The 20,851-nt window shown below is 51.6% G+C and carries 21 protein-coding genes and 2 riboswitches; of the genes, 11 read left to right on the top strand and 10 right to left on the bottom strand.

What is annotated here, in order from left to right; genetic code table 11:
- The first annotated feature begins 101 nt into the window (after positions 1-101).
- Complete coding sequence (locus tag CBE73_RS19945; RefSeq protein WP_157739631.1) at positions 102-1,139, top strand: phosphotransferase; 1,038 nt, start codon at positions 102-104, stop codon at positions 1,137-1,139.
- Between the two features lie 124 nt (positions 1,140-1,263).
- On the opposite strand, the gene cobA is transcribed toward CBE73_RS19945, so the two are convergent.
- The 3 genes from cobA to nirB all read right to left on the bottom strand — a co-directional run bounded on the left by cobA (position 1,264) and on the right by nirB (position 4,874).
- Positions 1,264-2,037 carry a uroporphyrinogen-III C-methyltransferase gene (gene cobA / locus CBE73_RS19940; RefSeq protein WP_094095730.1) on the bottom strand — a complete coding sequence of 258 codons (774 nt, stop codon included), beginning with the start codon at positions 2,035-2,037 and terminating at the stop codon, positions 1,264-1,266.
- Positions 2,034-2,369, bottom strand: coding sequence for a nitrite reductase small subunit NirD (gene nirD / locus CBE73_RS19935; protein WP_094095729.1), 336 nt, complete (start codon positions 2,367-2,369; stop codon positions 2,034-2,036). The genes cobA and nirD overlap by 4 nt, the downstream gene beginning before the upstream one ends.
- A gap of 63 nt (positions 2,370-2,432) precedes the next feature.
- The gene (gene nirB / locus CBE73_RS19930; protein WP_094095728.1) at positions 2,433-4,874 is read right to left on the bottom strand and encodes a nitrite reductase large subunit NirB; all 2,442 of its coding nucleotides are present in this window, start codon (positions 4,872-4,874) and stop codon (positions 2,433-2,435) included.
- A gap of 272 nt (positions 4,875-5,146) precedes the next feature.
- Between nirB and CBE73_RS19925 the strand changes: the two genes are divergently transcribed.
- Together CBE73_RS19925 and CBE73_RS19920 are read left to right on the top strand one after the other, a co-directional pair.
- Positions 5,147-5,749, top strand: a complete 603-nt coding sequence (locus CBE73_RS19925; RefSeq protein WP_094095727.1) for an ANTAR domain-containing response regulator — start codon at positions 5,147-5,149, stop codon at positions 5,747-5,749.
- Between the two features lie 18 nt (positions 5,750-5,767).
- Positions 5,768-6,817, top strand: a complete 1,050-nt coding sequence (locus tag CBE73_RS19920) for an anthranilate phosphoribosyltransferase (RefSeq protein WP_094095726.1) — start codon at positions 5,768-5,770, stop codon at positions 6,815-6,817.
- A gap of 256 nt (positions 6,818-7,073) precedes the next feature.
- On the opposite strand, the gene CBE73_RS19915 is transcribed toward CBE73_RS19920, so the two are convergent.
- From CBE73_RS19915 to CBE73_RS19895, 5 genes are all read right to left on the bottom strand, one after another.
- A complete protein-coding gene (locus CBE73_RS19915) occupies positions 7,074-7,466 on the bottom strand; it encodes a hypothetical protein (RefSeq protein WP_094095725.1) in 393 nt (130 codons plus the stop codon).
- 302 nt (positions 7,467-7,768) lie between these two features.
- Complete coding sequence (locus CBE73_RS19910; protein WP_094095724.1) at positions 7,769-8,758, bottom strand: ketoacyl-ACP synthase III; 990 nt, start codon at positions 8,756-8,758, stop codon at positions 7,769-7,771.
- Positions 8,759-8,777: 19 nt separating this feature from the next.
- Positions 8,778-9,119 (bottom strand): hypothetical protein, encoded by a 342-nt coding sequence (locus CBE73_RS19905; RefSeq protein ID WP_094095723.1) that lies wholly within the window; start codon positions 9,117-9,119, stop codon positions 8,778-8,780.
- Between the two features lie 49 nt (positions 9,120-9,168).
- Positions 9,169-10,794, bottom strand: a complete 1,626-nt coding sequence (locus CBE73_RS19900; protein ID WP_094095722.1) for a thiamine pyrophosphate-binding protein — start codon at positions 10,792-10,794, stop codon at positions 9,169-9,171.
- Positions 10,795-10,811: 17 nt separating this feature from the next.
- Positions 10,812-11,249, bottom strand: a complete 438-nt coding sequence (locus CBE73_RS19895) for a GAF domain-containing protein (protein ID WP_094095721.1) — start codon at positions 11,247-11,249, stop codon at positions 10,812-10,814.
- A gap of 202 nt (positions 11,250-11,451) precedes the next feature.
- Positions 11,452-11,536: riboswitch (cyclic di-GMP riboswitch) on the bottom strand.
- A 251-nt stretch (positions 11,537-11,787) separates the two neighbouring features.
- On the opposite strand from CBE73_RS19895, the gene CBE73_RS19890 reads away from it, so the two are divergent.
- The 7 genes from CBE73_RS19890 (at position 11,788) to queF (ending at position 17,802) form a co-directional block, all read left to right on the top strand.
- A complete protein-coding gene (locus tag CBE73_RS19890; protein WP_094095720.1) occupies positions 11,788-12,669 on the top strand; it encodes a radical SAM/SPASM domain-containing protein in 882 nt (293 codons plus the stop codon).
- Between the two features lie 156 nt (positions 12,670-12,825).
- On the top strand, positions 12,826-13,632 hold the full coding sequence (gene speD / locus CBE73_RS19885) for an adenosylmethionine decarboxylase (RefSeq protein WP_094095719.1): 807 nt from the start codon (positions 12,826-12,828) through the stop codon (positions 13,630-13,632).
- Between the two features lie 294 nt (positions 13,633-13,926).
- On the top strand, positions 13,927-14,823 hold the full coding sequence (locus CBE73_RS19880) for a cation diffusion facilitator family transporter (protein ID WP_229752649.1): 897 nt from the start codon (positions 13,927-13,929) through the stop codon (positions 14,821-14,823).
- 227 nt (positions 14,824-15,050) lie between these two features.
- Positions 15,051-15,094: riboswitch (PreQ1 riboswitch) on the top strand.
- A 138-nt stretch (positions 15,095-15,232) separates the two neighbouring features.
- Positions 15,233-15,901: a 7-cyano-7-deazaguanine synthase QueC gene (gene queC / locus CBE73_RS19875; protein WP_094095717.1), complete on the top strand. Its 669-nt coding sequence runs from the start codon at positions 15,233-15,235 to the stop codon at positions 15,899-15,901.
- A complete protein-coding gene (queD, locus tag CBE73_RS19870) occupies positions 15,898-16,407 on the top strand; it encodes a 6-carboxytetrahydropterin synthase QueD (RefSeq protein ID WP_229752648.1) in 510 nt (169 codons plus the stop codon). The genes queC and queD overlap by 4 nt, the downstream gene beginning before the upstream one ends.
- On the top strand, positions 16,404-17,201 hold the full coding sequence (gene queE / locus CBE73_RS19865) for a 7-carboxy-7-deazaguanine synthase QueE (protein ID WP_094095716.1): 798 nt from the start codon (positions 16,404-16,406) through the stop codon (positions 17,199-17,201). The genes queD and queE overlap by 4 nt, the downstream gene beginning before the upstream one ends.
- Before the next feature lie 103 nt (positions 17,202-17,304).
- Positions 17,305-17,802, top strand: a complete 498-nt coding sequence (gene queF / locus CBE73_RS19860) for a preQ(1) synthase (RefSeq protein WP_094095715.1) — start codon at positions 17,305-17,307, stop codon at positions 17,800-17,802.
- Positions 17,803-17,983: 181 nt separating this feature from the next.
- On the opposite strand, the gene CBE73_RS19855 is transcribed toward queF, so the two are convergent.
- Positions 17,984-18,943 (bottom strand): alpha/beta hydrolase family protein, encoded by a 960-nt coding sequence (locus CBE73_RS19855; RefSeq protein WP_229752660.1) that lies wholly within the window; start codon positions 18,941-18,943, stop codon positions 17,984-17,986.
- Between the two features lie 34 nt (positions 18,944-18,977).
- Entirely contained in the window at positions 18,978-19,943 is a 966-nt protein-coding gene (locus tag CBE73_RS19850; protein ID WP_094095714.1) for an alpha/beta hydrolase family protein, read from the bottom strand.
- Between the two features lie 214 nt (positions 19,944-20,157).
- On the opposite strand from CBE73_RS19850, the gene CBE73_RS19845 reads away from it, so the two are divergent.
- Positions 20,158-20,628 (top strand): MarR family winged helix-turn-helix transcriptional regulator, encoded by a 471-nt coding sequence (locus CBE73_RS19845; RefSeq protein WP_094095713.1) that lies wholly within the window; start codon positions 20,158-20,160, stop codon positions 20,626-20,628.
- Positions 20,629-20,851: the final 223 nt, after the last annotated feature.

The following is a 20,851-nucleotide window of genomic DNA, read 5'->3' as shown; positions in this document are numbered from 1 at the left end:
CTTTCTCTTAAAGCGGCTAAATGACCGCTTGCAGATCCCCCCTATGAAGTCATAAAATAATGGAAACATTCCTGTTATCCAATTTTTGTAAAGGAGGCTTTATGATCGGGTTATCTGTCCCGCTATTTGCAAGCTTGCTTGATTTGTACCGGCTTCCGTCCTCTGTTCAGCATTATTTTATCCTCCATGAGGACCAAAGAAAGGCAGACGGCCAACCTCGAATCCGAATTATCGTAGCCGTCCAAATCGATACCGGACAAACCTATGTCATTAAAATCATTAAAGAAGCCGAGCACCCGGCTGAACTAATGAACCGGCAAAGCGAATTCAGCGAAACATTAAGGGCAAACGGAATTCCCGTCCCTAAAAGGCATCCTCTGCCGGATCACCGGTATTGCAAGGTTCTTGCCTTAAACGGCATTGAATGTGCGGTCACGATTGAAGATCAGGAGGGTCAGCGGGAACTGCCCTGCATAAATCCCCGATATGTCCGGGAGCTTGCTGTTCTAATGGCCAATATGCATAAGATTTCCGCCCGGCATAACTGCCGCCTGAACCACGGAACCATTTGGGATTTGTTTGATCCCCGCTCGGATATCAGCCGCGGAGGGAACCAATTCCTGGGGCTGCCGGATAAGGACGGGTTTAATAAAATCGATGTTCTTCTTTATGAGAGAATCAAGCAGTTGTATATCACCAAACGAAACGAATTAAAGCGTGTCTGGCCGCAGCTTCCATCCTTTGCGGTGCAGGGCGACTTTTCTACCAACAATGTGATGTTGAATAAGGACGGCTCGATTCGGGCCGTTATTGATTTTAATATTGCCGGAGATGAGAAGCTGGTGAACGATCTCGTCACGGAAGGCATTTTTATCTGTTTTATTATGGACCTGGAGCCGGGACTACCGGAGGAATGCCGCCACGACCTGCTCCGTTTGTTCGTCCGGACTTACCGAGAACAAAGGCCTTTAGCAAATGAGGAGGAGAGCGTTCTGAATCTGCTGTATCAGCTCGTTTTTCCGTTCTTGTGGACGAATATAGAGCTGCTTGAGGAGCTGCTGCAAGCCGATCCCCAAACCGCCAACCGGCATTTGCACAACATGCTGCGGGAGCTCGAAGAGCCGTTTTTTAAAGAATAGCCGTGTTGACCGGTTTGAAAAATAAAAAAAGAGCAGCCTTCACAGGTCTGCTCTCCTCCTTAATCGTCGTCTATCACTAGACTCCGGCTGGCACGAGTCTCCTTCTGCACCCTTCCCTGTTCTTCTACGCTGAACTGGTTTGATCCATCATACCGGCTTCCAGCTCAAGCAGCTCGGAGCGGACATTCACCACTTCGCCGATAACGATCAGCGCCGGGTTTTCGGCTTGCATAGCGGCCGCCAGTTTGTCTATGCGGTCAAGCGTGCCCGTTATTATCCGCTGCCGGTCCGTCGTCCCCCGCTCGATGATCGCAGCGGGCGTGCCGGGCGCCTTCCCGTTCTTCAGCAGCTGGCTGCGGATTTCCGAAAGCTCCGCTATCCCCATATAGATGACCAGCGTATCCACGGCTCCGGCCAGCAGATCCCACCGTACCGGATGTTCTCCGCTCACGGACCGGCTCCCAGTGACAAAGGCGCAGGAGGCGGATAACCCGCGATGCGTCAAAGGGATTTCACCGGAAGACGCAGCGCCCAAAGCCGAGGTGATCCCGGGAATGATTTCGTAAGGAATGCCGGCTGCCGCCATGGCCAGCGCTTCTTCTCCCCCTCGTCCGAATATAAGCGGGTCCCCGCCTTTTAAACGGACGACGTGTTTTCCGGACAAGGCGTATTGCTCCATCAACGATTGAATTTGCTCTTGAGAAAAAGTATGTTTGCCGGGCGCCTTGCCGCAATAAATCATAATCGCTTCGGGTTTGGCATAATGCAGCAGTTCCCGGTTCACCAGCCTGTCATATAAAATAACGTCCCCTTCCCCGATCCGGCGAACCGCTTTGAGCGTAATCAATTCCGGATCTCCTGGGCCAGCTCCGACAATGGAAACCCGGCCGGCGCTCATGACGGCACTCCGGTGGAAACCCGTAGAAATACCAGTCCCTGTTCCGGGTCCACCTCTACAGGAAACGTCGCCACGCAGCCCGTGTCAGGCTCCTGCACGGCCCCGCTGCGCAGATCGATCCGCCAGTCGTGCAGAGGACAATGAACCATCCGGCCGCAGACCATGCCCTCCGAGAGAACCCCGCCCTTATGCGGGCATTTGTTCTCCACCGCCAAAATTTCGCCGTCGGACAACCGGAACAAAGCAATTTCCATGTCGTTGACCCGTACAAGCCTTGATCCTTTCGGATCGATTTCCGCCACTGATCCGACCAGCATTTTTACCGTCTCCATAATCAAGTAGCCCCCTTCCCCTATCATCTAGGAATCTGTTTCTTGTCATCAGTCTATTTTGGGTTATAGCCCTGTCCGGCCCACTTCTTCACCGGCCAGCGGTTCGAAGTTTTTGCGGAGCTCGGGTTCGTTCACGATCTGTTTCCATGGATCCGTTGTCTTGTCCAGAACGGCGCGGATTCGGGCCTGCAGGGCCGCTCTGGCTTCCCCGCTTTCAAGCGCTTGTTTGATGCTGTCCAATCCTACGCGTTCGACCCAGGTAGAGGTGCGTTCATTCCAGTTTGCATTTTCCCGGTAATACTGCAGAAAAGCCGAGGCCCATTCGACGACCTCATCCTCCGTCTTGACGACGCACAGCAGGTCGGTTGCCCGCACATGCACGCCGCCGTTGCCGCCGACATGCAGCTCCCAGCCGCCGTCGATCGCTACGATGCCAAAATCTTTAATCGTAGCTTCGGCACAATTTCGCGGGCAGCCGGAGACGGCTAGTTTGACTTTGGCGGGAGCGTTAAGCCGCTCAAACTCCCGTTCCAGCCGGATGCCCATCCCGATGGCGTCCTGAGTGCCGAAACGGCAAAATGTATTGCCGACGCAGGTTTTGACCGTGCGCAGCGTTTTGCCGTAAGCATGGCCGGAAGGCATATCCAGCGCCTCCCAAATCTTCGGCAGATTCTCCTTCTTGATGCCCAACAAGTCAAGCCGCTGCCCGCCGGTAAATTTGACCATCGGCACCTCAAACTGCTCAGCCACCTCGGCAATTTTCTTAAGCTCCGAGGGAGAGGTAACCCCTCCGTAAATGCGCGGGACTACCGAATAAGTGCCGTCCTTCTGGATGTTGGCATGGTACCGTTCGTTGGTAATTCTCGATTCTTTTTCATCCACATATTCATCCGGCCAAAGCATGCCCAGGTAATAGTTCAGCGCAGGCCGGCATTTCGTACAGCCTTCTTCGGTTTCCCAGCCGAGCACATGGATCACTTCCTTAACCGTCATGAGGCGCATCCGTTTGATCTCGGCGACGATTTCATCCCGGTTCATCGGCGTGCAGCTGCAAATCCCTTCCTTCACACTGACGGCCGCTTCCCCGGCATAAATCTGAAGCAGCCCTTCGACCTCAGGTTTGCAGCCGCCGCAGGAGCCGGAGGCTTTCGTGCACGCCTTGATCTGACTTACACTGGTGCAGCCCTTCTCATGAATGGCCTGCATAATCGTGCCTTTGGAGACCCCGTTGCAGCCGCAGACGATTTCATCCTCCGGCATGGCTTCAAGCCTGCCGCCGCCCGTTCCCTTGGATAAGGCGTCTGCAGGAACGCCTAACAGCAGTTCTTTTTCCCGGCCCTGGATCGATTCGCCTTTCTTCATTAAAGAGAACAACTCGGCTCCGTCCGACGTATCTCCGAACAAAACCGCTCCCACCAGCCTGTCGCCCTGAATGACCAGCTTCTTGTACGTTCCCTCCAGCTCATCCTGGTATCTAAGAACCCGCGAGCCATCCTGCTCCTTAAAGCTGCCGGCCGAAAACACATCTACGCCGGATACTTTGAGTTTCGTCGAGGTCACTGACCCTGCGTAGCCTTCAGTATTCACGCCCGCAAGGCGTTTGGCCAAAACTGCCCCCTGTTCATATAACGGGGCAACGAGACCATAAGCGATTCCCCGATGCTCCGCGCATTCGCCCAGCGCATAGATGCCTGGAACGCTCGTTTCCATATAGTCGTTTACGACAATGCCCCGGTTCACCTGAAGTCCGGCGTGTTTCGCCAGTTCAACGTTAGGCCGGATGCCTACAGCCATCACCACAAGATCAGCGTCGAGCCGCTCTCCGTCCGTAAAAGCCAGTGTCTTGGCGCGTCCCCTGCCCAGAATCGCCTCCGAATGTTTGGAGAACAGAAATTTCATGCCCTGCTGTTCCAGCTCACGCTGCAGCATACGCGAAGCCGTCTCGTCCAGCTGTCTTTCCATTAAATATGGATGGATATGGACGACAGAAACCTCCATCCCCAGGTTCAGCAGCCCTCTCGCCGCCTCAAGCCCAAGCAGCCCGCCTCCGATTACCGCGGCTTTACGGTATGTTTTGGAAGCTTCGATCATCGTCTCGCAGTCCTGAATGCTCCGGAAAGCAATGACGCCTTCCTTGTCCGCGCCGGGAAGAGGGAGCATAAACGGGTTCGAGCCGGTGGCAAATACCAGCACATCGTAGGCGGCTTCCACACCTTGATCGGAAACTACCTTTTTCCCGGCCGTATCGATCCGGTTCACCGTATGTCCCCTATGCAGCGTGATTTGATGTTCCTCATACCAGTTGAGGTCATTCAGGATAATTTCATTCATGTCTGCACCGCCGGCGAGCACCGATGAAAGCATAATTCTGTTATAATTCGGATGGGGTTCTGCCCCGAAGATGGTAATTTCGTATCGTTCCGGCGCCAGCTTGAGCAGATGCTCCAGCATTCGCAGTCCGGCCATCCCATTCCCTACCATGACCAGCCTCTGTCTCTCTTTCATCCACTCCACGCTCCTTCGTTTAGATAAACAGAAAAAGCCTGCATCACCCCGCAGGACAGCATCATGCTTTCCCGGGAATGAAACAGGCTTCGTTGCCTCAAGTAACGAATACGCCATTGTATCCGTGCAAGTTATTTATAGCAAAACTATACATGCACGAGGTCGCTACGTCAATATTTCTGACATATAAAATTTTTTTATTTAAAATCAGCTAGACAACACTATTCCATGTTATATAATGTTACATAATTAAACAAAAGGAGTCCCGAACCATGCACTCCCTATTGGTCATCAGAAGCCGGTTATCCCTTTCAGACAAGAACCGTCTCCTCTCCTCTGAAGCTGCTTCCGCCGAAACGCTGCTGCTTCGGAGCGGCTATCAGGTGACGGCTGCAGAGAGTTTGGATGAAGCGCTGCGGAAGCTGCCTGACGCAGATGCTGTTATCCTGGTTACCCCGATTTCGGAATATTCAGACTGGCGTAAAGAGCTGTTAACAAACAAGCTCCTGCCCGTGCTTTGGTGGTGCTCGGAAATCACCTCGGATCTGTCTGCGGCAGCCTGCGAGGATGATTTTACAGCTGATGGCCTGCTTTCGTCTTCCATGGTACCGGCGGAAATTCACTGGGCTTTACACTTCAGCGCCAGACAGTTTTTTGCCGGGCAGCAATGGAAGAAAGAACGGGAACAGCTTCTTTCAAGGCTCGAAGAGCGAAAATGGATTGACATGGCCAAATCCATCCTCTCCAAGACGAGGAATATTTCTGAATCAGAAGCTTATGAATACTTGCGCAAACAGGCAATGAACGAACGCAAGCGTATGGTCGATGTGGCGACCTCGATTGTCAAAGCTTATCAGCTGCTGCATAAACCATAAGAGGAGGGCGCTTACCTGATGATCAATCATTTGAAAGAAGTCGCGCGGGGCAAACGCGGAGCAAGAGATTTAAGCTACGAAGACGCCTTCCATGCAGCCGAAGCGATCCTGAATGCCGATTCAACCCCGGCTCAAACCGGAGCTTTCCTGGCTGCCGAGCGAATTAAACTTGAATCTCTTCCGGAATTGGAGGCCTTCGTCCATGCCTGCCGGAAACATGCCCGGCGGGAAGCCGTTTTCCCAGAGAATCTGGATTGTGCCGGGCCTTATGATGGACGAAAGTCATCTTTTGTTTCTACCTTTCCTGCTGCCTTCGTGCTTTCAGCTGCCGGGCTCCCCGTTACGCTGCACGGCACCGCTCCTTTGCCGCCAAAATGGGGCGTCACCCTGCAGGACATTCTGGCAGCAGCGGGTATCCATGCCGATCGGTTGTCTCCGGAAGCTTTCATCACCGCGGCCCGCCTTAGCGGCGTTCTGTATGCAAATGCCGATAAGTGGTCCCCCATGCTCGCCTCGCTGCGTCCTATACGCGAGGAGCTCGATATGCGCACCATCTTCAATACAGCCGAGAAGCTGGTGGATTACGGAACTTCACCCTATTTAACATTTGGAATCTACCACAACACCGTATTTGACCGGATTTCGCGTTTAGTGATCAAATTAGGCTACAAGAGTGCCTTGATCATTCAAGGACAGGAAGGCTCTGATGATTTGTTCATCGACCGGGCCACTCGCATTTATGCCGCCGGGAACGGGACTTCTACCATGGACGTGATCGATCCGGAGGCGATGGGCCTTGATACGCCTGTTCCGGAGCTGGAATGGTCGGCTTCTCTGCAGCTTCAGACAGCTGAAGAGGTCCTTCAGGGCGGCGGACATATGGCTTTTTACAATCAGACGCTGCTAAATGCCGCTGTGAGGCTGCAAATAGCCGGGAAAGCTGGCTCGATTGAGGAAGGCCTTTATATCTGTAAAAGCCTGCTCGACAGCGGCGAGGCCTGGAGAACTTATAACGATTGGAAAGGTTCACTGCTGGCCTGTGCCGGTTCCGCCTCGGGAAGCCGGTAAAAGACCAGTGTCAGAACGATCTTATTTGCAGCATTTATAGCAGCGTTACAGCGGCCTCCCTTTAACGATAAAGGGAGGCTGTTTGTTGTTTTCAATTTTGTGGTTAGTATTTAATGATATTTATCGGTATTTAATGACTAAAAAAATACCGCCCACATTGGCTTAAAGCCCAATATAGAAGCGGTACTCGTCTGTTTTTGACCCGCAGGTCATTCCAGCCACCAGCATATCGATCGGGATCGCAGGCCGGTGAGGGTTAAAAGTTTAATGCCGATGGATATTCAGATTCGATTCTGCGCGGTTCTGCCGGCATTTCAATAAACTCGAAGTTGGTCAGATTAGTCGTTCTCGCTATGCTGCTCAGCTGCATTCTGAGAATCGGGTTGTTAGAAATTCGAAAGATAATTTTTTTGAAGCCGTCATTTTTGTACAGCTCAAAGCAGTGCCCCAAATGCGGCAGCGATTCCGGCGCCGAGACCTCCAGCTTGCTGCAGTCCAGGTCGATCACGTAGTCCGGAACATGGATGTCCGCGATATGCCGATGATAAGCTTCAATGGAAGCTTTACCGTCCTCCGGAGAGAAAATGCCCTCCACCTGAACCTTCATCGTTTTAGCTGCCTTAAGCAGCTCAATACTAAAGCTTCCCATAACAATTCCTCCAAGGTATGTAAGTCTGGCTGTTGCATGCTGCCCGGTTTCGACAAGACAGGGATTCACTATAGGATATATTTATTAGAAAGTATTCATATCGATTCATATTGATTTAACTTCTATTACATTCACTAATATACTATGGCTCGAAGAAATATTCGACTGTTTTTTCGTATTTTCTACAACTTGCGACATGAATTCCCCTTTAAAAATAGAAAAACACCGGACCAAAGTCCGGTGCTTCTATGCCTTGTCAGGCCTAACTCTTCTTCCTCTTCCCTATTCAGAAAGGCTCAAAACTAATACTGCAGCAGCAAACTTACATTCTGCCAGCCTGCGCCGACGGTCCACAGCACGACATAATCGCCGCGTTTAACCTTTCCGGCCTGGATGGCTTGATGTAGGGCTAGCAGCGGGCTGGTAGACAGCGTATAACCAAATTGATCGCCGATATAAACGACCTTGTCCGAATGGATATCGAGACCTTCCGAAACCCGTTTGATGTTGCCCGGTGTGAACTGGGAGAACATGAAAGCGGCGATTTCGTCTTTATCCACTTCGTTGCGGCTCAGCAAAACCTTGATGGAATCGATGGCCGAAGCGGCGCAAACCGCATCGTCAAACGGTACGAACTGCAGCTGGGCATCCTTTGCCGTATACTCCTCACGGTACAAATTCGACAGCCCGTAAGCCGGGAATTTGGAGTTGTCGATCACCGACGTATCCGTTTGGTACACCGAATCGATGAATCCCCGGGTATCTTCAGCCGGCTCCAAAATAACCGCTACAGCCGCTTCGCCAACATTGGAATGATAAACAGGTTCATCCGGCGTATGGATAGACAAATAATCGGCCCCTACGACCAAAGCTCGTTCGATCCGAGGATTGGAGGTCATGTAACGGGAGGCCTGCTCAATGGCGACCAGCATACCAGCACAGTTGGCATTAATGTCGAAGCAGGCCGTATTCAGATCCCCGCCCAGCGAATGATGCAGCTTCAGCGCATTGCTTGGCAGCAAATATTCAGGTGTTTGGGAAGTGAAAATAATCAGATCGACATCCGCTGCCTGCAGGCCGGCTTTCTCTAATACTGCTCTGGAGGCTTCCAGAGCCATCGTATAGGAGTTCTCTTCCCGGTTGTCGATGACAAACCGTTTGTTGCGGCCAAGACCGTTCACCAAATTCGTAACATCCGTACCTTTTTCGGCAAAATACTGAATATAATAGTCGTTCCCTACTTCATTGGCAGGATGGTACATCGCAATTTCCCTGATTTGCACGCCGCTCATGAGGCATCCTCCTCGTCGTTTATTGTTCGATGATTTCGTATTTATCCATTTGAACCATACGTGCTACACGGGACAGCTGCATCTTTAGAATTGGGTTCTTCGCAATGCGGAAGGTAACTTGATGGAAACCGTCATTTTTAAATTGTTGGAAATTGGCTTCCAGAAGCGGAAGGGCATCCGGTGCGGATACATTCAGCTTGGTGCAGTCAATATCGATAGCGTATTCAGGCACCGTAATGGAAGAAACCGCTTCTTTATAAGCGTTAAGAGATTTCATTCCATCCTCCGGAGAGAAGGTTCCTTCCACTTCAGCATAAAAAATTTTAGTATTCTTATCCACATTGATCGAAAAACTTCCCATAAGTATATTCCTCCAACACGATTAAGTTATAGTTGCTTAAGTGAACTTGCTATTTCTTCAGTGCTTTCAAACGATCGAGAATCGGCGCCGGCTCACTGCCGTCCGTATTCACTTCAATGATGCAAGGACCGGTCATCTCCCGGATAAAGCCCGGAATTTCATCCATATCCTCAAGACTGTCTATCGAAAGCCCGCGAATTCCTGCAACCCGCATCATGTCCGCTACGGAAATGCGTTCCTGCTTGTAATCCGGCATCGTCCGGTTGAACAGGAATTTCTGGCCCCGCTCTACATAAGAAAGCATTGCGTTATTAATAATGAAATAAATGACCGGCAGCTTGTATTCCTTGGCAGTCAGCACTTCCGTCCCGTTCATGAAAAAGGACCCGTCCCCGGCGATAACCGCCACCGGGCGTTTGGAATCTCCCAGGTATACGCCAGGGCCTCCGGCCATCGCCGAACCCATGGCACCATAATTCAGGTTGATTTCGAAATCCCCGCCTTCAGGGACTTCCAGGTATTTCACTACAAAGTTGGTAAACTCGCCGATATCGCAGACGTAACGGGTCTCCTTCGGCATCACCTTGCTGAGCTTCTCGAGGAAGAGGCGCAGAGACAGGCCGGTGTGATTCTTCTCATACGGCGTGTTCAGCGGCAGCGGTTTGACAAAAGTTCCGGCCGAAGTCCGTACTTTAGCGAGCAGTGCAGGAAGCACATCTCTCAAATCTCCATGGATCGGAACATCTGTAGGAAACACTTTGCCTAGTTCGTCGGCATCCCGGTCGACATGAATCACCTTGCGGCCATTTACCAGCACGTCGTTGAAATTGCAAGTCGATGCTTCACCAAGGCTTGTCCCCAAGATCAGCAGGCAGGTGGCGTCAGCCGAAGCCACGTAATCACTGGCAGCATCGGTACTCGAAAATCCATAATTGCCGAGATTCAGCGGGAACTCAGCCGGAATCATTCCTTTGGCAGAAGGGGTGGTGATAATCGGCCACTGCAGTCGTTCGCTAAGCGCCATGATCTCTTCGGCAACGAATCTTCCGCCGCGGCCTACCATAATCAATCCCCGGGTTTCTCCATCGATCACAGAAACGGCCTGATCAAGCTTTGCCGTATCGTAGGCCGGACGTGCCAGTTCAAAGACTTGAGGTGCCGCCGGGAGCGGTAGAGGAGCTTCGCTTCGCTGCACATCAATCGGCACCGAAATATGTACCGGTCCAAAAGGCGGCGTCAGTGCGATACGGACCGCTTTGTCCAGCTCGGCAAGCACATCAGCTTCATCCATCACCGTGTTACTGTATTTTGTAATCGGTCTGACGATGTGCTGGGCATCCATCTCCTGAATTGCGCCTTTGCCGATCTGCCAGCGGTTGACGTAACCCGTGACAATCAGCATCGGGGCTTTGGCCCGCATCGCGTCGGCGATGCCGTTCATCATGTTCCCTACGCCCACCGCACCCGCTCCGGCGCAGACGGCAAGCCTGCCTGTCGTACTGGCATATCTTGCAGCCATGTAGGCGGCGCCGGCTTCATTTTTCGTAATCACCGGTTTGATATCCACATCAATCAAAGCATCGTATATCGGTCCGATAATTCCCGCCGGAATTCCGAATACGTATTCAACTCCAGTCTCTTTCAAATACTTCAGCATGGCTTCGGCAATATTCATGATCTATTCCCAACCCCTTATCCAAGAATTTGAAAAGCGCTCCTGTATTGTTCTACCAAGCGTTCGGCATGTTGAATTTCCTCTTTGTCAAAATGATGCAGCTGTCCGATGGAGGCCACGACGACAATTCCTTCTACCTTTGCTTCCTTTACGACAGGTAAGATCATAATGCTGTCGATGCCAAACAGAAAAAATTCGTCCACCGATCGCGGATCGTTCTTCACATCTTGAACCACAGCGGTATGCGGCCGGGCAATAATGGATTGGAGAAGCCTGTCATTCTCGATATAAACCGGGTTTTCAGCATGTGTCTGCTTCCATTTCTCGATTCCGAGATGATCGGTTTTTGTCTTCAGCACCGGATTAAGATGACCATCTATAATCTCGTGGTATGCAATATCAGCCACACCGGTAAGCCGGCCAAGTTCTTCAAATAGCAAAGGCAACTGTTCCATTCCTGCCCCTCCTTCTCGTCCATTCATTATGAAGGCGCCCGTTTGTCTAGCTGGCTCCTTTAATCGTGCTGGCCCCCCTTTTCTTCGAAGTTCCCGCGGAATACAGCGAATCCTAAGGTTAGAGACACACAAAAAAGAGACTTTCAAAATCAGAAAGTCCCGGCGGCCAGAAGAAGAGACAAAGAAGTGAGAAAAGCCCATGATTGGCAGCCCGGCGGTCATAGTTGATAACCTTAGATCCGTGGTTTTGCGTCCCAGCCTTTCGGACTGGTTTGCTAATTTACTTCTTACTCATTCAGCTATGATGTTATAACTCCACGACCTATTGAACCCGCGGTTTCCCTCAATAGGCCGTACGAAGACTAGACTATATAATATATCGGAAATACAGTCAATTTTTTTCATAGTTTGCATGTAAAATTCAATTTCTTTCAACTATTTGGCACATTTTTTGCAATTCCGTACACACCTTGAAGGAAAGCTTCCTCTTCTTATAAAATAAGGAATAGGCCAATATTAGCAGATTGGGGACTAAACATTGAAAACATTCAAGAAAGTTTATATCGAAATCACGAGCGTATGTAATCTGGCATGCAGCTTCTGCCCCCAGACGGCACGGAAAGCCAATTTCATGAAACCGGAAATGTTCAATGACATTCTGGATCAGATTAAACCGCATACGAACCATATTTACCTTCATGTCAAGGGCGAGCCGCTGCTTCATCCGAAGATTGACCTGCTGCTCGACGCCGCTCATGAGAAAGGCTTCAAGGTCAATATTACAACCAATGGTACGCTGCTGCACAAAGCCGGGGCCAAAATTCTCGGCAAACCGGCGCTGCGTCAGATGAACTTCTCGCTGCACAGCTTTGATGGCCACGAAGGCTCGGAGGACCGCGAAGGGTACGTCGGCTCGGTGCTTCGGTTCGCCAGAGAAGCCTCAGAACAGGGCGTCTTGATCTCCTTCCGCTTGTGGAATCTGACCGAAGACAACCTGACCAACGCCCAGCGGCAGCGGAACCGCGAAACCCTCTCCATGCTGGAGAAGGAATTTGAGCTTAATTATAAAATTGAAGAGAAGGTCGAGCCGGGCAAAGGCGTCAAGATTGCCAACAACGTCTACCTGAATCAGGATTACGAATTTCAGTGGCCAAGCCTTAACGCGCCTGAGGATGATGGCAAAGGCTTCTGCCACGGCCTGCGCACACAAGCCGGTGTGCTTGTTGACGGAACCGTTGTCCCGTGCTGTCTGGATGGCGAAGGCGTCATCAATCTCGGCAACGTGCAGTCGAGCAGCTTCTCTGAAATTGTCGAAAGCGATCGCGCTAACAATTTGTATTACGGCTTCTCCAGAAGAGAAGCGGTTGAAGAGCTGTGCCGCAAATGCGGCTACCGTAAAAGATTCGGAGAAGGCGCTTAAGTCAGGAAGTCTCAAGTGGACGGCCTTTCCCTTTTGTTTTGGTTGTTCAGCAGAACGGGTAATTATTAGAAATGCCTGTTTCTGCACATCCTATCTCCTGATTGCATAACGGGCTGACAGGAACACGCCAAACACCGACATAAGGGGAAGTCGACCATGAAACTGACACGTGAAGAACGCATCCAGCTCCACGGCTTTAACAATCTCACGAAGTCCTTGAGCTTTAATATGTACGACATCTGTTACACCCGCACGAAAGAAGAACGTCTGGCCTATCTGGAATATATCGATGAACAGTACAACGCCGATCGGTTAACCGATATCTTAAAGCATGTTGCCGACATTATAGGTGCTCATGTATTAAATGTAGCGAAGCAGGATTACGAACCCCAAGGCGCCAGCGTAACTATGCTGGTCTCTGAGGGACCGGTTGATTCGGCCGAAGCGGAATCCTTCGAGGAAACGCCGGGTCCGCTTCCGGGCATTGTTCTGATGCATCTGGATAAAAGCCACATTACCGTGCATACGTACCCTGAATATCACCCGGACGAAGGCATCAGCACCTTCCGGGCTGACATTGACGTGTCAACGTGCGGGGAAATCTCCCCGCTCAAGGCGCTCAATTATTTGATCCACTCGTTCGATACGGATATTATGACGATGGATTATAGAGTCCGCGGCTTTACACGGGATATAAGCGGGCATAAGCTGTTTATCGATCACGAAATCAGCTCCATCCAGAACTTTATTCCAGATGACATCAGAGATCTGTACGATATGATTGATGTGAATGTGTATCAGGAGAATATTTTTCATACCAAATGCAAGCTAAGACGGTTTGATCTCGATAATTATTTGTTCGGTTATACGAAGGATAAGCTAAGCGAAGCCGATCAGCGGGCCATTACGGAGAGACTGAAACGCGAGATGGATGAAATCTATTACGGGAAAAATATGGCGTAGCCGGCGGCCGTTTGGCGCCAATCCGGGCGTGCTTATCACAACATGTTGTGTAGGCACGTCTTTTTGCTGACTTTAATCCCTCTGCTCAGTTTGCTGAGTTTGCTGATCACCGCAGCTTCTTTAAAATAGGGGTTTGGACTACTCCATGCTTCTTGGACGCCCCCAACTTTGTAACCCCGGCTCCATATTTCAGGTCTGCAACAACACTGTTTCTATAGACCCACACGAAATTTGTCCGGTATGATAAAATCATGTATTTATGAATGTATTCTCAAGCCGGCGGAGGTTTTGGTGTTGCAAAATTCCTACGACAATCTCAAACAAGGTGAAAAAGGAGCTCTGCTCAGCATTGCGGTTTATCTCCTTCTCTCCGCCTTTAAGCTGATCTTCGGGTATTACTCCCATTCGGAAGCGCTTCAGGCAGACGGCCTGAACAACGCCACTGACATTGTCGCTTCCATAGCGGTATTTGCCGGATTAAAAATATCACGCAAGCCGCCGGACAGCGATCACCGTTACGGCCATTACCGGGCTGAAACGATCGCGTCCCTGATCGCCTCTTTTATCATGTTTGTAGTCGGCCTGCAGGTGCTCTATCAGGCCTTCATGAAATTTCGTGAACCCGAGGCCGTATCCCCGGATATGACTGCGGCCTGGGTTGCTTTGCTGTGCGCCGTCATCATGTACGGCGTTTACCGCTATAACTCCAGGCTGGCCCGCCGCGTTCGCAGCAGCGCCTTAAACGCGGCCGCCCAGGACAACCGCTCCGATGCCCTTGTCAGCATCGGCGCATTCGCTGGCATCATGGGCTCCCAGTTCGGCATGGCCTGGCTGGACCCCCTGGCCGCCCTCGTTGTCGGCTTTATCATTTGCAGAACAGCCTGGTTGATCTTTCGGGATGCCACCCACAATCTGACTGACGGCTTCGACGCCGAGCAGCTGGAGGATATCCGCCACACGGTTCAGCGCACACCGGGCGTGGCTGCCATCATCGATTTGAAGGCCAGGGTCAACGGCAACAATACACTGGTGGATGCCACCATCGGAGTTGATGAACGGATGAGCGTAGCCGAAAGCCATGCCATTACGGAAGAAATTGAGCGCAGAATTCTCGATCGTTATGAAATCGAATATGTGCATATCCATATTGAACCCTATAAACTGGGCGAACGGGCCGCTGGACGGAAGTAAATTCACGGCGGCAGTCTGGCAGCGCGAAACAAAGTCCCCTTTCCCATTTTCCATTCTCCAATTCCTAATCTTCAATCGCCAGCTAAATAGGCAATTCTATGAAAATTCGGGCCAAGGCTTCATGCTGCGGCCCGCTTGTGTTATAATAACCGTTGCGCCGGTTGGCTGTGAGATTTGGATTACAGATACGGCGCCTACAACCGAAGACAAATCCATGTTTGAAGGACATGGGAGAGGTTCGAGAACTCCCTCTATAAAAAACTAATTAGTACCTGCGTTCCAGCGAACCAGGGCTTGTTTTTTTGCGTAGACATGAAGTTCATGAACCCTCTCTCTTCGATAATTGCAGACGGACCCGTTTTGTTTTGCCGCGGGCGTCTGACATGATGCTTGAAGGAGAGGTTTTATTATGCTTAAAGATGAAAAAGCAGTGGTCGTCTTCAGCGGCGGCCAAGACAGCACTACCTGCCTGTATTGGGCGGTTCAGCAGTTCCGCGAGGTAGAGACTGTTACTTTTATGTACGGACAGCGCCACAGTCTGGAGATCGAATGTGCCAAATCCATTTCCAAGGAGCTTGGCATTAAAAATACAGTGCTCGACATGAGCCTGCTCGGCCAATTGACCGAAAATGCACTGACCCGCAGCGATATCGACATCGCCCAGGAGGAAGGCAGCGTGCCCAACACGTTTGTGGACGGCCGCAACCACTTGTTCCTCAGCTTTGCGGCCGTGATGGCCAAGCAGGTCGGAGCCAGACATCTGGTAACCGGCGTCTGCGAAACGGACTTCAGCGGTTATCCGGACTGCCGGGATACCTTTGTCAAATCGCTGAACGTAACGCTGAATCTGGCCATGGATTATCAATTCGTCATCCATACACCTCTGATGTGGCTGGATAAAGCCCAAACCTGGCAGATGGCCGACGACTTAAACGCGTTTGAATTCGTGCGCGAACGGACGCTTACCTGTTACAACGGCGTCATCGGCGACGGCTGCGGCGAATGCCCGGCCTGCAAGCTGCGCAAAGCCGGTCTGGACCGCTATCTGTCCGCACGCGCGGAGGGTGTCCGTCTATGAGCCAGATGAATCAGTCCAGACGCTCAGCCGGAGAATTCCGGATCGTAGAATCCTTACAGCAGTTTGGCCGTGATATTACCAAAGACCAGCTGCGTTACCATAACCGGAGAGTGCTGGTGAGCAAGGAGTTTACCTTTGATGCCGCCCATCACCTCCATGCCTACGAGGGCAAATGCAAAAACCTGCACGGACATACGTATATCGTCGTGTTCGGCATCAGCGGGCTGCCGGACGAAACCGGCATTACCGTTGATTTTGGCGTCATCAAGGACATTTGGAAAAATGAAATCGAAGGGTACCTGGATCACCGCTACTTGAACGAAACCCTGCCTCCAATGAATACAACGGCCGAAAACATGGTCGTCTGGCTGTATGAGCAGATGGAGCAGGCTTTGGAGAAAGCCAATAACGAAGGCCGCATGATCGAAGCGCGGACGGAATTTGTCCGCTTGTTCGAGACGCCTACAAGTTATGCGGAAATCAGACGGGAGTGGATGCAGGCATGAGCACGCTGAATAAGCAGGAAACGCAAGTGGTTGACGGCTTAACGCCGCAAATTCCGGCATCTGCCGCCGCCACCATTCCCGTGCTGGAGATTTTCGGGCCGACCGTCCAAGGCGAGGGCATGGTTATCGGGCAAAAAACGATGTTCGTCCGCACGGCAGGCTGCGATTACCGCTGCAGCTGGTGCGATTCGGCCTTCACCTGGGATGGCAGCGCCAAAGACCAGATTCAGCGCCTCAGCGCGGAAGACATCTGGCAGCGCCTGACCGAGCTGGGCGGCGACCGCTTCAACCATGTCACCCTGTCGGGCGGCAACCCCGCCCTGCTGCCGCAGCTCGGCACCCTGGTCGCTCTGCTGCAGGAGAAAGGCATCTCCATGGCCGTTGAAACCCAAGGCTCCCGCTGGCAGGATTGGCTAGACGACATTGACGAGGTGACGTTGTCCCCCAAACCGCCAAGCTCCGGCATGGAGACCAACTTTGACATGCTGGACGAAATCGTGGCCAAGCTGGCTAGACGTCCCCGTCCTTATGATTACAGCCTGAAGGTTGTCGTATTCGATGACCGTGATTTGGAATACGCGACGCTTGTTCATCAGCGGTACCCGCAGGCCCAGTTTTATGTGCAGGTCGGCAATCCGGATACCGTCCGGATGGATGTTCAGGAGCATGCTTTGTTCCTACTTCAGCGTTATGAAGAGTTAGTGGATAAGATCATGGCCAAACCCGAGCTCAACCGGGTCCGGGTGCTTCCGCAGCTCCACGCCCTCATTTGGGGCAACAAACGCGGTGTATAAGCTGCGCAAGGGAGCGTCCTTGACGTTTATGAGGAACGTGCGCCTAAAGCATACAGCTATTTTTTTCTAATATATAAAGACAAAAAGGAAAGCAGGTAATCCTATGAGCGGAAGACAGCAAGACGAAATGCAGGACCTGACCCTGCTCGGCAATCAGGGCACTAAATATCCTTTCAACTACGCGCCTGATGTGCTTGAAAGCTTTGACAACAAACATCCTTACCGGGACTATTTCGTTAAATTCAACTGCCCGGAATTCACGAGCCTTTGTCCGATCACCGGACAGCCGGATTTTGCTACCATCTATATCAGCTATATTCCGGACATCAAAATGGTGGAAAGCAAATCGCTGAAGCTTTATCTGTTCAGCTTCCGCAACCATGGCGATTTCCACGAGGACTGCGTCAACATCATTATGAACGATCTGATCAAGCTGATGGATCCCCGCTACATTGAGGTATGGGGCAAATTTACGCCAAGAGGCGGCATCTCCATTGACCCTTACTGCAACTACGGCAAGCCGGGCACCAAATACGAGCAGATGGCGGAGCAGCGTCTCTTCAACCACGATATGTATCCGGAGAAAGTGGATAATCGTTAACTAATAAAACCTTTCATTAATCCTTTATTGAATTGAAAAATATACGCACAAGCGCAAACTGCGGCTGTCCTTGACCACTTCCCTGGTCTTGGACAGCCGCAGTTTTTTTATAAGGTTTACTCAAAAGGAATTAGGCATCTTCTCTTTTTCAATTTGCGGCCTTTTTAATACGGCGAAGTCTTTAGCGTTCTGTTTTGGACTCTACCCGCCCCAAATGAGGAGTCTTCTCCTTCAGCGCCGAGCAAGCCGCCGGCCAGCTCCAGTCGTCCAAACCAAGGGCGCCTCGCAGGTAAGCCAACGTCATTTGCTGAATCAACGCGACCCGCTCGGGGTTCTCATCAGTCGTTTCCGTAACGTTATATCCGGCAATGCCGCCAAGCGAATGTTCCGCTCCAAACAGCGTAAGCAGACTTTTGCTGCCGGGGCTCATGACATACGGATCCGTAAACCAGTCCGGTCCCCGTGTGGACAATAACGATTGATCCTGGTCACCCGCCACAATTAGAGCCGGCGTGGTCATGTCCGCAAAACTCGGGTTCATAAAGGGAAAATGTTCAGCAGCAAAAGGAGTTAAGTCAGCACCGCCCAGGCCGGTCGTGGCGAGCAGCACCCCCGCTTTGATCCGCGGATCAGACCAATCCTCCCCCGGTTTACCGCTCGCATCCAAAACCCTTGCACCGAGCAGCATACTTGCCGTCTGTCCGCCCCAGGAGTGTCCGGCCACCGCGATGCAGGTTCGATCAAGTCGCCCGCTTAGGCCAGGAAGCGAAGCTTCGACGAGTTCGAGCTGGTCTAGAATCTGCCGGATGTCTTCAACGCGAATACGCCAAATGTGTGGCGTACGATGATCCTCAGGCGGCAGATTCAGCGATCTGGAGTCCAGATGAGTGGGTTGAATAACAACAAAGCCGTGAGCAGCCCAGAAATCGGCTAACGGTGCATAACCATCCAGCGACCAGCCGTAACCATGCGAGAAAATGAGAACAGGAAGATCTTGTCCTGCTGCCGGCGCTGTGATCCGTACCTGCAGGTCTTCCCCTCGCCCAGGCGCCGACGGCAAGGTTACAGGTTTTACTGAAATGATTGGGGCTGGTGTTAATCCATTGTTTTTCCAGTTTTCGATATTGTCCATATTTTTCATTATTTCCACGTTCCTCTCTCCACTTTATTTATTTTCATTTGCATTCGACTCGGCCAAGCGGATCCGGGGTGTCCATTAAAGCTTTACAAGCTTCGGACCAGGCTGGGTCCTCCGAGTAAAGCGAAGATCGGAGATAGGCCCAGGTCAGACGCTGCACCGCCGCTACTCGATCGGGGTTCTCGTCTGTCGTTTCGGCCGTGTCATATCCGGCAACGCCGCCAAGTCCATGCTCCGCACCAAACAAGGTAAGCAGACACTTCGGACCCTCACTCAGAAAATACGGGTCGGCATGCCAGTCTGCTCCCCTGACTGTCAGATGGGAGGATACGTCCTTTTCCCCCGCCACCACAAGAGCAGGCGTCTGCATCGCGGCAAAACTCATGTATAGTAAAAAGGAATAATGTTCAGCCGCAAACGCGCTGAGATCCTCCCCGCCCCTTCCGGGAGCAGCAAGCAGCACGCCGGCCTTAATCCGTGTATCGGACAAATCGACTTCCGTTCCGTCTGCAGGGTCCGTAAGACGGGCACCAAGCAGCAGACTTACCGTGTGTCCCCCCATGGAATGACCGGCTGCAGCGATCCGGTTCTGGTCCATACGTCCCTTCAGCCCGGGAACGGAATCCTCAATCATGTCCAAATGGTCCATAATCCGCTTCATGTCCTCTGCGCGCGACCGCCAGAACAAAGGCCCCTCAGGGCCGTCCGTATCAAGACCCAATGTCTTGGAGTCCAGATGGGTGGGCTGGATGACGACAAAGCCGTGCGCGGCCCAGAAATTGGCGAGCGGACCGTAACCATTTAACGAAGAAAGGTGATTCGAATATCCATGCCCATGCGAGAGAAGGATGACGGGCAGATCGCGACCGGTTATGGGAGCGGAGACCCGGACTTGAAGCTCTACGGCCCGCCCCGGTGACGGCAGGGATACCGGACTGACGGAGATAACAGGAGCAGGCGCACTCACAGGGATATTTCGGGCTTTATTTATCAGTTTGTTCATGCGAATTTCCTCCTTGGGTGTGTGAATTTACTCTCTCTTCTATGTTTCTTAAATTTCTCTGAAACTCAGAATCTTACCTTAGGGGATCCTGGCCAGGTATCCGCTAATTCGTATTGGATACAGATCATTGCAAGTTGCATTATGGTTGACACGTCAACCTGTGATTACTTTAACATTATTGTGGTTGACGCGTCAACCATGCTATGATGTCCCTATGAATAAGAACCAGTTAACCGAAGAAGAAATGAATATATGGTATATGTGGAAAGGCTCCTTTAAGAACATCTTCGACCGCGTAATCAAAGACCTGTCCGAGCATACCGGCTTGTCTGAAGGCGACTTTGGGATCTTGGACCGTCTGGATCTTCTGGGCGGCGGTAAACTTCGACAGCAGGAATTGGCCGATTCCATGGAGTGGACAAAGAGCCGGTTGTCCCATCATCTGACTCGGATGGAGCAGCGCGGGCTTGTTCTAAGAAAACCTTTGGACTCAGACCGCGGCGTTCAGGTGATCATTTCCCACGCCGGGCAATCCGCACTGGAGGATGCTCGTCCTGTAGCCGCCAAGGCAATACGTGAACATTTCCTCAACCGACTGACCGATCAGGACATTCAATTGATTACCAAGCTGGCGCACCGAACAAATACAGCCCCTTCCGTATCCGGGAAAGTCTCCCCGCCTTGACTGTATTTTTTTATTTCGGCTTTCAAGCCCAGGACTGTTGAATTATGTTCATGACAAGACCTCTCCGGAACCGGAGAGGTCATTTATTTTTTGGATTCGCTTAGATAAGTTTCAGGGGCTGGTACTGCTAAAAGTCGTTGGATACTATAATGACCGCATAAAAGTCGCGAGCCCCAACTTTGTATAACTCGGCATGGGGTTTCTTCCTCCGGCCCGCAGGTGT

The sequence above is a fragment of the Paenibacillus physcomitrellae genome (genome assembly GCF_002240225.1).
GTDB classification, from domain to species: Bacteria; Bacillota; Bacilli; order Paenibacillales; family Paenibacillaceae; genus Fontibacillus; species Fontibacillus physcomitrellae.
The sequence above is the reverse complement of the archived record's forward strand: the minus strand, read 5'-3'. Positions and strand labels throughout refer to the sequence as shown.

What these genes read in the sequence shown, in the direction of transcription:
- nirD (WP_094095729.1), bottom strand. Translation starts at nt 2,369, where the DNA reads ATGGAGACGGTAAAAATGCTGGTCGGATCAGTGGCGGAAATCGATCCG.
- CBE73_RS19925 (WP_094095727.1), top strand. Translation starts at nt 5,147, where the DNA reads ATGCACTCCCTATTGGTCATCAGAAGCCGGTTATCCCTTTCAGACAAG.
- CBE73_RS19900 (WP_094095722.1), bottom strand. Translation starts at nt 10,794, where the DNA reads ATGAATATTGCCGAAGCCATGCTGAAGTATTTGAAAGAGACTGGAGTT.
- queE (WP_094095716.1), top strand. Translation starts at nt 16,404, where the DNA reads ATGAGCACGCTGAATAAGCAGGAAACGCAAGTGGTTGACGGCTTAACG.
- CBE73_RS19850 (WP_094095714.1), bottom strand. Translation starts at nt 19,943, where the DNA reads ATGAACAAACTGATAAATAAAGCCCGAAATATCCCTGTGAGTGCGCCT.
- CBE73_RS19905 (WP_094095723.1), bottom strand. Translation starts at nt 9,119, where the DNA reads ATGGGAAGTTTTTCGATCAATGTGGATAAGAATACTAAAATTTTTTAT.
- queF (WP_094095715.1), top strand. Translation starts at nt 17,305, where the DNA reads ATGAGCGGAAGACAGCAAGACGAAATGCAGGACCTGACCCTGCTCGGC.
- nirB (WP_094095728.1), bottom strand. Translation starts at nt 4,874, where the DNA reads ATGAAAGAGAGACAGAGGCTGGTCATGGTAGGGAATGGGATGGCCGGA.
- CBE73_RS19855 (WP_229752660.1), bottom strand. Translation starts at nt 18,943, where the DNA reads ATGAAAAATATGGACAATATCGAAAACTGGAAAAACAATGGATTAACA.
- queC (WP_094095717.1), top strand. Translation starts at nt 15,233, where the DNA reads ATGCTTAAAGATGAAAAAGCAGTGGTCGTCTTCAGCGGCGGCCAAGAC.
- CBE73_RS19920 (WP_094095726.1), top strand. Translation starts at nt 5,768, where the DNA reads ATGATCAATCATTTGAAAGAAGTCGCGCGGGGCAAACGCGGAGCAAGA.
- cobA (WP_094095730.1), bottom strand. Translation starts at nt 2,037, where the DNA reads ATGAGCGCCGGCCGGGTTTCCATTGTCGGAGCTGGCCCAGGAGATCCG.
- CBE73_RS19945 (WP_157739631.1), top strand. Translation starts at nt 102, where the DNA reads ATGATCGGGTTATCTGTCCCGCTATTTGCAAGCTTGCTTGATTTGTAC.
- queD (WP_229752648.1), top strand. Translation starts at nt 15,898, where the DNA reads ATGAGCCAGATGAATCAGTCCAGACGCTCAGCCGGAGAATTCCGGATC.
- speD (WP_094095719.1), top strand. Translation starts at nt 12,826, where the DNA reads ATGAAACTGACACGTGAAGAACGCATCCAGCTCCACGGCTTTAACAAT.
- CBE73_RS19845 (WP_094095713.1), top strand. Translation starts at nt 20,158, where the DNA reads ATGAATAAGAACCAGTTAACCGAAGAAGAAATGAATATATGGTATATG.
- CBE73_RS19910 (WP_094095724.1), bottom strand. Translation starts at nt 8,758, where the DNA reads ATGAGCGGCGTGCAAATCAGGGAAATTGCGATGTACCATCCTGCCAAT.
- CBE73_RS19895 (WP_094095721.1), bottom strand. Translation starts at nt 11,249, where the DNA reads ATGGAACAGTTGCCTTTGCTATTTGAAGAACTTGGCCGGCTTACCGGT.
- CBE73_RS19915 (WP_094095725.1), bottom strand. Translation starts at nt 7,466, where the DNA reads ATGGGAAGCTTTAGTATTGAGCTGCTTAAGGCAGCTAAAACGATGAAG.